This is a genomic window from Bacillus sp. FJAT-27445 (genome assembly GCF_001510665.1).
Lineage (GTDB): Bacteria > Bacillota > Bacilli > Bacillales > Cytobacillaceae > Bacillus_D.
The window spans coordinates 727,537-738,970 of sequence record NZ_LMTI01000002.1; the positions used below are offsets into that span (position 1 = coordinate 727,537).

The 11,434-nt window shown below is 44.4% G+C and carries 9 protein-coding genes; 4 read left to right on the forward strand and 5 right to left on the reverse strand.

Annotated features, from left to right (window positions below; genetic code table 11):
- Positions 1-23: 23 nt before the first annotated feature.
- The 3 genes from murF to AR337_RS08355 form a co-directional block, all read right to left on the reverse strand.
- Positions 24-1,412 carry a UDP-N-acetylmuramoyl-tripeptide--D-alanyl-D-alanine ligase gene (gene murF, locus AR337_RS08345; RefSeq protein ID WP_059171518.1) on the reverse strand — a complete coding sequence of 463 codons (1,389 nt, stop codon included), beginning with the start codon at positions 1,410-1,412 and terminating at the stop codon, positions 24-26.
- 104 nt (positions 1,413-1,516) lie between these two features.
- A complete protein-coding gene (locus tag AR337_RS08350) occupies positions 1,517-2,587 on the reverse strand; it encodes a D-alanine--D-alanine ligase (RefSeq protein WP_059171519.1) in 1,071 nt (356 codons plus the stop codon).
- Positions 2,588-2,916: 329 nt separating this feature from the next.
- Positions 2,917-3,693: a hypothetical protein gene (locus tag AR337_RS08355; protein ID WP_059171520.1), complete on the reverse strand. Its 777-nt coding sequence runs from the start codon at positions 3,691-3,693 to the stop codon at positions 2,917-2,919.
- Between the two features lie 274 nt (positions 3,694-3,967).
- Between AR337_RS08355 and mgtE the strand changes: the two genes are divergently transcribed.
- Entirely contained in the window at positions 3,968-5,326 is a 1,359-nt protein-coding gene (gene mgtE / locus AR337_RS08360) for a magnesium transporter (RefSeq protein ID WP_059171521.1), read from the forward strand.
- A gap of 29 nt (positions 5,327-5,355) precedes the next feature.
- On the opposite strand, the gene AR337_RS08365 is transcribed toward mgtE, so the two are convergent.
- Positions 5,356-6,267, reverse strand: a complete 912-nt coding sequence (locus tag AR337_RS08365) for a diacylglycerol kinase family protein (RefSeq protein ID WP_059171522.1) — start codon at positions 6,265-6,267, stop codon at positions 5,356-5,358.
- A 167-nt stretch (positions 6,268-6,434) separates the two neighbouring features.
- On the opposite strand from AR337_RS08365, the gene AR337_RS08370 reads away from it, so the two are divergent.
- The 3 genes from AR337_RS08370 to AR337_RS08380 all read left to right on the forward strand — a co-directional run bounded on the left by AR337_RS08370 (position 6,435) and on the right by AR337_RS08380 (position 10,564).
- Entirely contained in the window at positions 6,435-8,099 is a 1,665-nt protein-coding gene (locus AR337_RS08370; RefSeq protein ID WP_082686898.1) for a mechanosensitive ion channel, read from the forward strand.
- Positions 8,100-8,408: 309 nt separating this feature from the next.
- Positions 8,409-8,990: a DedA family protein gene (locus tag AR337_RS08375; RefSeq protein ID WP_059171523.1), complete on the forward strand. Its 582-nt coding sequence runs from the start codon at positions 8,409-8,411 to the stop codon at positions 8,988-8,990.
- A gap of 296 nt (positions 8,991-9,286) precedes the next feature.
- A complete protein-coding gene (locus AR337_RS08380; protein ID WP_059171524.1) occupies positions 9,287-10,564 on the forward strand; it encodes a cation:dicarboxylase symporter family transporter in 1,278 nt (425 codons plus the stop codon).
- 157 nt (positions 10,565-10,721) lie between these two features.
- On the opposite strand, the gene AR337_RS08385 is transcribed toward AR337_RS08380, so the two are convergent.
- Entirely contained in the window at positions 10,722-11,126 is a 405-nt protein-coding gene (locus tag AR337_RS08385) for an anti-sigma regulatory factor (protein WP_059171601.1), read from the reverse strand.
- Between the last annotated feature and the right edge of the window lie 308 nt (positions 11,127-11,434).

The following is an 11,434-nucleotide window of genomic DNA, read 5'->3' on the forward strand; positions in this document are numbered from 1 at the left end:
AGTTATTGTTCCTCAAAACCCCATTAGTGGGTTTCCTCTTTTTGAAGCGAGGAAACTACTTCTTCCAATCTCATTCCCCTTGAAGCCTTAACTAAAACCAGCGTATGTGAATCAGTATGTTTTTTCACTTCATTACTTAGCATTTCCTTGTCAGTAAATGCGTAAACCCTTTCAGTGCCCAAGGCCTTCTTTGCCCCTTCAGCGATCAAGGCGCCGAGCTGGCCGCACGTGAATACAAGGTCGATTTTGGCTGGATCAAGCATTTCACCAATCTTAAGATGATATTCCTTCTCCAAAGGACCAAGTTCGAGCATATCGCCAAGTACCAGAACCTTTTTTGCATAGCCCGCTAAATTCGATACAAGCTCAATGGCGGCACTCATCGAGGTCGGGCTCGCATTGTAGGCATCGTTGATAATTTTTTCACCATTTTCTCCTTCGGAAAGCTCCATCCGCATTTGGGTAAGCCTGACGGATTTAAGCCCCTCTGCCATTTCCTCAAACGAAATTGAAAAGTAGCGGGCAACGAGCATCGCAGCCATCGCGTTCATGATATTGTGATTTCCTAGCACCGGCAAGTAGAACTTATCGCTAGTGAGATTGACACGGAATTCATTTCCGTGGGCCGATTGGGTAATTTCTACAGGGAACATATCATTCGATTCGCTCCGCCCAAAGGTTTGGAGAAGCGCCCGGCCACCTATTCCGGACACTCTTTCCATAAGGAGCGGCTCGTCCCCATTCAGAACTGCAAGGCCGCCTTCCCGCAGGCCTTCAAGGATTTCAAGCTTTGCTTCGGCAATTCCTTCCCGCGAACCGAGGTCCAATAAATGGGATTCACCAATATTTGTAATGATGACAGCGTCTGGGGTGGCAAGCCTTGTTAAAAAGGAAATTTCCCCGCGGCTGCTCATACCCATTTCAAGGACAGCCACATCCGTATCTTCATCAAGATTTAAAACCGTCAATGGCAGGCCGATATGGTTGTTATAGTTGCCTTCTGTTTTCTGCACCTTATATTTCACCGAAAGGAGGCTCGCCGCCATATCTTTTGTTGTAGTTTTGCCGTTGCTCCCGGTAATGCCGACTATTTTTACACCAAGCTGGCGGCGGTAGCTTCCGGCTAGTTCCTGGAGTGCCACAAGGCAATCTTCTACTATTAATAGGGGCAGGCCTTCCGGCGGGTTTGGGACGTCCTTCTGCCAAAAGGCCGCGGCTGCACCTTGTTCAATGGCGCTTTTCACATAATTATGGCCGTCAACTTTTTCCCCTTTAAACGGTATGAACAAATTCCCTTGTCCTATTTTACGGGAGTCAATGCAAATTCCGCTTATCCGGGTATCCCCGAAAGGTGCTGCATCATTTAGGACATGTATCATCTTGGTAATTTCGTTAATCGTTTTCCGAATCAATCGGATTACCTCCTATAAGAAGAACGGGGCGCTGACCCGCTGACCCAAGCAAGACTTTCGCCTTAAAAGGGACACCGCTCCTGCCGTGTCCCGCCGCGTTATTCTTAAAATGTATATTTGATGCTTTGTTTTTCGGAATGCCTTTCAATAGCCAGGCTGACCAGCCTCTCAATAAGCTGCGGATACTCCACCCCGGTATGCTTCCAAAGCAGCGGAAACATGCTGAATGGCGTAAAACCTGGCATCGTATTTACTTCATTGATCAAAACTGTTCCGTTTTCGGTTAAAAAGAAGTCCGCCCTTATAAGCCCAGAGCAATCCAGAGACTTAAAGGATTTGATAGCCATTTCCTTAATCCGGTTGTAGGTTTCCCCATCGATATCCGCTGGGATAATAAGAGCTGTGTCGCCATCCTCGTACTTTGCCTTATAATCATAAAAGTCTTTTTTCGGGACAATTTCACCGGCAACGGAAACTTCCGGGCTATCATTGCCAAGTACACCTACTTCAATTTCACGTGCAGTAACGCCGACTTCAATGATTACCTTTCTGTCAAAAAGGAACGCTTCCCGAAATGCCTGCTCCAATTCCTCACGATTTCGGCATTTGCTGATTCCCACGCTAGACCCCAGGTTTGCCGGCTTTACGAAACAAGGAAAGCCAAGCTTTTCTTCAACCTTTCGATAGGCAGCTTCCTTATCCGCTTCCCATTCACTACGGATGAATGATGTATAATCAACCTGGGCAAGGCCCGCTTCGGCAAAAATATTTTTCATAATGACTTTATCCATGCCGGCGGCGGAAGCCAGGACACCATTCCCCACATAAGGAAGATTCAACAATTCAAGGAGTCCCTGAACGGTTCCATCCTCTCCATTAGGTCCATGTAAGAGCGGGAAAATGACATCAAGTCCATCTCCATTTTCCCTATCAGCAAAAATGGCTGGGGCAAGCTTGCCTTCTTCTCCGCCCGGGGAAAATTCAAGCTCTTTTACGGAACTGACTGGACCGTGGAGCTGTGGTCCTTTTACCCATTTTCCTTCCTCCGTTATATAAATTGGATAAATATCAAATTTTTCGTTATTAAGGGCTTTGATCACGGCCATCGCAGTCTGCAAAGATACTTTATGCTCTGCGGATTTACCGCCATATAATAAACCCAATTTTGTTTTCATACCGTAACCTCCGTTTTTTATGCCTATCGGCAAATCGTCAACTATATTATTTTCACTTTCAAATCAAAATGGCTATTCTATGAATCTTCGTGCCAAACGCTCCATTTAACTAAGTTTGCCGGCAAACTTGGTTCAAGTTCAACCTATATATTTTACCACCACGAAAAGAGTACGATAATTAAATTTCTCTCTATCAGTTTATGAGGGCAGAAGCCCGGCCAAAAACCCTTTTACTGAAAATTGTCATTCCTTCAGTGTTGTTCCCCAGGGTGCCCAGCATTACGTATGCCCTTTTCTGCTATGTAAGAAACTTTGTTCGTTTATCCAGCTTAAATAACGAATAATTTCCATTCCCTTGTTTTTTTATCAAAAATCAATTTCGCGTGACAAGGTTTTCTGACGGACCTGCTATAGGCCTCTGCCATATCATCCATATTTGCAAAATCACCAATTATCCAGATAGGAATTTCTACCCTTCCCCTTTGAGTATCGGCATCCCTTATTGAAATGCAGATACCTTCTTTCATATAAGATGTCAGAGAGTGGAGGAGATCTTTATTTAAAATCGGGTAGGACCGTTTTTTCCGGATCCCGAATAGCGTCTTTTCCACTTTAAGTTCGGCTAATTTTAAAGGGATAACAAAGCTTAACATAGAAAAAAAGTCTGTTAGGCTGCGGTAATACGTTTTATTAAACCAGCCATCATCATGGGCAAGGTAAACAAACCGGTTGCCCAGTTGATTGTAAAACGGAGGTTTTAAATGCTGTTTAATATGGCCCAGGTACAGCAATTCAGCGATATCCTGGCCACTTAGCTCATTTAGCGCATCCTCTTCATCAAAATCGACCCAGCAAAAGTCTCCATACCCGTTCACATCCTCACGAGCAAGCTTTCCTATTTTATCCAGGGGTACATATTCAAGCATGGTATGCAGATTGAATTCCCCATCCTCAAATTGATGCTTTAATAATAGGAGATGATTTGCAAAGCCTGAAAAAGCAGCGGTGAATTCACTGAATTCAATGCCGCAGGACATGGCATATTGGGCTTGCTGGTTTAGATGAACATAGATGAGGTCGCGTACGTCCCGGTTATGCTTTTTCAAAGGCAAACTCCTCCAATCCAATCTATAATAAAGTTCCCTACCCATCATAACAAAATCCAGGGGAAAATTCGCATTTCAATTCGTTTACAAAAATACCTTCATATGAACGTCCTCGAATAGGGGGCAGCCGACTGCCTATGAACACAAAAATTTGGGCATCCTGTGACAGAACAAAACTCCTCCGGCTTGTTTTCTCTTTTTTTATTTTCAATTCACCGCCAATTTACATATAATGATACATGGCAGTAAAACTGCTGGAAAGGAGTGTGAGTGCATGATTAAAAACATGACAGAGAATCAGATTACCCTCCAGGTAATAAAAGCTATCAAAGAGAATAAAAGGAAGGACTTTGATGCGATTCTGGACGAACTTCAGCCATATGATGTGGCCAAGCTATACGAGAGTTTTCCGGAAAAGCACAAGACCCGCTTCCTCCTTTTCCTCAATCCCCACCTCATCGCTGATTTACTCGAGGAGCTTGATACAGAGGAACAGCATGATGTCCTGAATAAACTAGGGATTGAAAAGACAAGTAAAGTCCTTGACCTGATGGATAATGACGACCTTGCCTCCCTCCTTGAAGAGCTGTCACCAGAAAGAATAGCCGCCCTTCTTTCGGGAATGAAAAAAGAAGAGTCAAAAATCGTCCGGGATATCATGAACTATCCTCCAGAAACAGCGGGCAGGCTAATGACAAACCGGTTTGTTTGGATCCGTAATTACTATACAGTCCGGGATGCTGTCGGCAAACTTAAATCTTTTGCCGATTTTGCCGAAACCATTAATTATCTATATGTGATAGATGAACAAAGAAGGCTGGTGGGCGTTGTTTCCTATCGCGACATGCTCATCGCCGATGCAGATGAAACCATCAATAATATTATGTACGAACGGGTCATTGCAGTATCCGACATGATGGACCAAGAAGAAGTTGCCAGAATGATTGAACGGTATGATTTCATGGCCATCCCTGTTGTAAATTCGGATAGTGTCCTTGTCGGGATTGTTACCGTCGATGATATTATCGACGTAGTAATCCAGGAAGCGAACGAAGATATTGAAAAGTTATCCGCATCCGGTAAATCGATTGATTTTGATACGAAGGCATTCGTCGCTGCCTACCGAAGGCTTCCCTGGCTCATTCTGCTCCTTTTTATCGGGCTCGTTTCCGGAAAGATCATCAGCTCGTATTCTGATACATTGGAAAAAGTCGTCTCCCTGGCTTTTTTCATGCCAATGATATCGGGCATGACAGGGAACACTGGTACGCAATCGCTTGCCGTTGTGGTCAGGGGGCTAATCTCCAATGATATTGACAAAAAGGTCATTTCCAGGCTGATTGGAAGGGAACTCGGAGTGGGATTGATCATCGGTTTGACTTGTGCAATCCTGATTTCCGTTATTGCCTTTGTCTGGCAGGGCAGCTTTATACTCGGAATTGTTGTGGGAAGCTCCCTTTTCCTTACACTCATTATCGGGACTCTTGCAGGAACCGTCATACCAATCATTCTCTATCATATAAATGTTGACCCGGCCGTCGCTTCCGGTCCGCTTATCACAACCTTGAATGATATATTTTCCCTCATCACCTATTTCGGAATCGCCACAATGTTCATACACAAACTAATGTAAAAGGGGCAGCCGCCCCTTTTTTCATTGCCTCAGGAACCACCTTCCCTTGAGTTCGGGACAATCACTTGAAAATGATGCTTCAACATGGTGATATATGCAGGTGTCTCCAGGTAAACCTCCCCATCCGTATCCGCCTCCATCCCCTTCTCGGTATGAATGGCAATTTCACGTCCGCTGCAATGAATAACTTCGCTCGAAGAAACGTCATTATCCATGGTAACATCGGTAGTCAACAATTCCCTTATCAGGTTCAAATTCGTATTTTTTATGATAAAAACATTTGCTTTTCCATCATCTGCCTCGATATTCCGAAATGGTAGTTGGTTTGTCCCGATATACCTCCCGTTTGTGGCCAGGACCATTACCGCTTCTCCTACAAAGTTCTCCCCATCGCAGTAAATCCTATACTTGAAGGGTTCCATCTCCCTCATTGTCCTTATGGCACTAAGATAATAGCTAATCTTTCCAAGTAATGCTTTTTCGGATTCTTTAATATTATGGGACGCCTCCGTAACAAGACCAATCCCCAGAAAATTCAACGCATACTTGCCGTTAACCTTCATGGCGTCAATCGGAACCTCGTTCCCGGTTACAACCACTTCCGCTGCACTTTGGATGTCCTGGGGAATCCCGAGCGTCCTTGTAAAGTCGTTGCAAGTCCCTCCGGGCAAGATGGCGAGGATCGGCCTTTTTTCCAGGGAGGAAAGCCCATTCATACATTCGTGGACAGTGCCATCGCCACCGAGAATTATGGCGAGATCCGCAGCTTCTCCATATTTGGCACAAAGCTCCCGGGCATGGCCGGGCCTATCCGTTTTTAAAATTAACAGTTCTTCAATCGCAGGACTTAGAATGGGGATGCAAACACCTAGCGTTTTGACAATATCCTTCTGCCCCGCCTTTCCGTTATATATGAGGATTGCCCTTTTAAATTTGGCCATGCCCTGCCCCTCCTGACATATACTTACTATTTAAACACCTTATACCCAGCTTATTCACTTTCGATAACATCCCGCCAAACCCCTTTGCAGTTTAGGTATGCCGATCCCGGGTATATCACAAGTAACCCACTTATATAGGGAATTGCAGACAAAAGGAGTGAAGTGTATTGGAAAATAACTATCAATTTTGGAGCGGTTGGGACAGGATCGTATACAAAGTCCCTGACTTTTTAGTGGCACTTGCCGTCCTCCTCATCGGCTGGGTTATCGCAAAGGCTATTGAAAAGGGCGTATATAAAGCCCTTTTAAAGTCCAACCTTGACAACCGCTTGTTTTCCCACGCAAAAGACAGGAAGGTTACATCAGAGAAAATCATCAGCAAAGTCATCTATTATCTGCTCTTGGTCTTCGTTTTCATCCTTTTCTTTAACATTCTCGGATTGCATATTATAGCCGGACCGCTTGTAACAATGCTTACCGCAATTACATCCGCTATACCAAGCCTATTAAAAGCTGCTCTTATCCTTGCGGTAGCATGGCTTGTCGCTACCGGTTTAAGTATGTTGATCAGAAAAGGCGGCCGGACACTAAGGGTCCATCAACTGGCTCAGAAGCTGAACATTGCCAAAGACAGCGATGGCCCGGGACAGTTGGCTGACAGGATTGCCAAGATTGTCTTCTATCTAGTATTGCTCATGTTCCTTCCAGGAGTATTCGCAGCTCTTGATATCAATGGGATATCCGGGCCATTTTCCAATATGCTTGGAAGCATGCTTTCCTTCCTGCCAAAACTGTTTTCTGCCGCGCTGATTATCCTTGTTGGGTGGTTTGTGGCAAAAATTGTCCGTGATATCGTCACGAATCTGCTGGAAGGTTTGGGATTGGAAAGGCTTGTTGACCGTTTCGGAGCAAGAAGGCTTTTTGAAGGGACAAGCCTATCATCAGTAATTGGGACAATTGCCTTTGTCCTCATTTTAATTCCTACAGTGGTTGCGGCGTTAGAACGCCTTGACCTGAAGGGCATTTCCACTCCGGCCATCAATATGTTGAACGATGTCCTCACAATGATTCCAAATATTATTGTCGCCATCGTGATGGTGCTTGTTGGTATTTGGATTGGAAAATGGGTCAACAGCTTTGTGACCGGATTGCTTGAAAGAGCAGGATTTAACGGCTTCCTAAAAGGAATAGGGATTGGAAAGGGAACAGCTCCGACATTGTCCTTATCCAAGGTTGTCGGTACTATCGCCCAGGTATTCATTGTTCTTCTGTTCACTGTTGAAGCCCTGAACCTTATTGGGCTTGATTTCCTGGTAACACTTGCGACCGGAGTCATCGCCTACCTGCCAAATGTCCTTGCTGCGGTAATTATCCTAATGGTTGGGCTCTGGCTTGGCAGTTTTGTTAAGAAACTGTTGGCAAGCATGCTTCAGGGACCACATTATGGTCTACTTTCATCTGTCGCAAAATATGCGGTTATTGCCATTTCAGTTTTTATGGCACTCGACCAGCTTGGGGTTGCCGCTTCCATCGTAAATGCCGCCTTCATTTTAACTTTGGGAGGCCTCGCACTTGCATTCGGCCTTTCCTTTGGTCTTGGCGGTCGGGAGTTTGCGGCGAAATACCTTGCCCGTTTTGACCAGAAGCTTGAACAAACCACTGTTGTAAAACCGCCTTCAGGCCAGGGAGGGATTCCCTTAGGCAATGGCGGGCAAGCTGGGAATCCTTTGAATCATGGCGGCGTGCCAGGTTCCATGGATCAAAACAAGCCTTTCACGAATCCGAATAACCATAATCCGGATGATCCCAATAATCCTTTCCACAATTTATAGGGATGGAAAACACTGCTGGAAACTTTCCGGCAGTGTTTTTTTTAGATAATTTTTTTGGCTTCCAATGTAAAAAATCTTTTCAGCAAAAAGCTCCCCACTTCTTTACTTCGCCGGATTTCATTCAAACGTTTGATTGAAGTCACTTTCTAATTCCGCAATAATTTCTTTACAGATTCTTTGTAATTTCAAGAGCCAATGGCCGTCCTTAACCAATCTTATCCTTTTTCCTTGCAAGCAAGGGCCATGATTGTATCTCCCAGCAATCTAATATAAACTAGAATACGATATTACTTTTTAAGCAGGTGTGCCATGAAGGAGTTTATTTTTTCTATATTAACAACATTATCTGAACTAGGTTATTTTGGGATAGCCATCGGGCTCATGATTGAAATCATACCCAGCGAAATCGTTCTCGGCTATGGAGGCTATATGATATCCCAGGGTACAATCAATTTTCCGCTCGCAGTGGTCGCCGGAACAATAGGAGGCACCTTTGCCCAGCTTTTTCTCTATTGGGCCGGTTATTACGGGGGACGCCCTTTCTTGGAAAAGTACGGGAAGTACGTCTTTATCAACCGGCAACAAATCGATATGTCCGAACAATGGTTTAAAAAATACGGAGCGGGGGTCATTTTCTCCGCAAGGTTTATTCCAGTAGTCCGGCACGCCATTTCCATACCGGCTGGAATTTCTAAGATGCCAGTTACTAAATTTACACTTTATACGGTCGCAGCCGTTATTCCATGGACAATCTTCTTCCTTTACCTAGGAGTAATCCTCGGCGAGAACTGGGCTAATATCAAGGATGTTGCGCAGCCGTACGTTCTTCCTGCGCTTGGAATTGCCATTATTCTAGGTGCAGTCTATATTTACATAAAAAGAAAAAAGTGAAATTTGCCGGCTTCCGGCAATTTTTTTTTTGTAAATTACGACAAAATTGTCGAAGGTTTGTCACAAAAAGCAAACTAAAACCTGTTAAAGTTAAATCATCCCTTTTTTACCATTTCTCCAATCCCCTATGGCTAATGATTGTCCCCACAATCACTCGTGCCAAGAGTGCTTTTCCGAAATAATTTTTGTTTATGCTTTGTATTCCGTTATTTAACATTGACTTGAGTTTTACCTGTAATTAAAATGAAGGATATGTTTTTCCGAAGGCGTAATTTACAAGCAAAGGGGAAAGATTTATGAAAAGAATAGGTTTAGCGTGGCAAATTCTGATTGGTCTGGTTTTCGGGATTGCCGTCGGGGCGTTTTTTTATGGGGATCCGTCTGTCCAGGCTTATTTGCAGCCGATTGGAACCATTTTTATCCGCTTGATTAAAATGATTGTCGTACCGATTGTTATTTCCAGCATCATTGTAGGCGTTGCAGGTGTAGGCGACATTAAAAAACTCGGGAAATTGGGCGGCAAGACCATCCTCTATTTTGAGATTATCACCACCATCGCCATACTTGTCGGACTGCTTGCAGCAAACCTGTTCCAACCAGGAACGGGAATTGACATGGGCGCCATTACAAAAGGTGATATCGGCAGCTATGTCTCAACGACCGAAGCGGTCAAAAGCCATAGCATGGCCGATACATTTATAAATATTGTTCCCACGAATATCATCGATTCACTAGCACGAGGCGATATGCTCGCCATCATCTTTTTCTCCGTTTTCTTCGGCCTTGGGGTAGCCGCAATAGGCGAAAAGGGGAAACCCGTCCTGGCATTTTTCCAGGGAACCGCTGATGCGATGTTTTTTGTTACAAACCAAATCATGAAGTTTGCTCCTTTCGGGGTTTTTGCCCTGATTGGTGTTACAGTGTCCAAGTTCGGGGTAAGTTCCCTTGTGCCTCTAAGCAAACTCGTACTTACCACCTATGGGATCATGATTTTCTTTGTTATAGTAGTGTTGGGCCTTACCGCAAGGCTATTCGGTATTAACATCTTCCATCTCTTTGTCATTTTAAAGGACGAGCTGATCTTGGCCTATTCCACAGCCAGTTCGGAAACGGTCTTGCCAAAGCTGATGGAAAAAATGGAGAAGTTCGGCTGCCCGAAAGCCATTACTTCCTTTGTCATCCCAACAGGTTATTCCTTTAACCTGGATGGTTCAACCCTTTATCAGGCTCTCGCGGCAATCTTCATTGCCCAGATGTATGGCATCGATCTCAGCGTAAGCCAACAGCTTTCACTCATGCTTGTGCTGATGGTAACGTCCAAGGGCATTGCCGGCGTTCCGGGAGTTTCATTCGTCGTCCTTTTGGCGACTCTGGGAACCGTGGGCATTCCGCTTGAAGGCCTCGCGTTTATCGCAGGCATAGACAGGATTCTTGACATGGCCCGGACAGCGGTGAACGTTGTCGGCAATTCGCTTGCTGCAATCGTCATGTCGAAATGGGAAAAACAATACGATGATTCCAAGGCGGCTGATTATCTTGCTGAAGTTCGGCAAGGTGAGCCAGCTACCCTCTAAATCCATATTCTTTTTCTCTTCAGCTGCCCTTTTACAGGGGCAGCTTTTTTTGAAAAATAGCAGATTGAACAATTTTTCGACAAAAAACCCACCTTCAGGTTTGAGGGTGGGTTTTTTGTGGTAAAGAAGATATGTTTGAGCAGGAAATTTTTCTCGTTTAATTTAACCATTTCGTAATTTTTACATATGTACCTTTGCCCTCGGCAGTCTGAATGGAAAATTCATCAGCCATCCGTTTTATGGCAGGCAATCCCGCCCCCAGGCTCCCAGAGGTTGAGTATCCCTGTTCCATGGCACGATTAATATTCATAATTCCTGGTCCGCAATCGACAGCGTGAATTTTAACGCCTTTGGAACCATTTTGGCTTTTAATTATTTCTATTGATATAAAACCCTGGCCTGCGTATTTAAAGATATTACGAGCAAGCTCCGAAATAAGCGTGATGATCCTGGATTGGTCGAAAGGGCTAATGCCTAATGCCAAGGCAGTTTCCCTTGCTTCGTGCCTGGCCGACATAATATCGCTTTCGGTTTTTATCTCAATATATGCTTTTTCCGGCACAATTCCATGTAACAGGCAATCCCGGCTGATATCTTTCGTACTTTCAAAAACCTTCACCATTGATTCCCCCTTATAAAACAAGCCAGAAAGGTCTCTCGCTTCCTTCCTGGCTTGTTAGCGGTGTTCCTTGCAACCACGCCGCACCACTCGGCAGAATTTATATGAGAATAACGGGATTATTCGATAGAAAATTCTGTTAAAAATCAGCATACTTTTCATGCCTTTTACACCCTCAGTATACTGGAAAACCTTACATATAACCACAGGAATAAATAACTTACCCAATTTTCCCAACTTTTCCGCCCAAA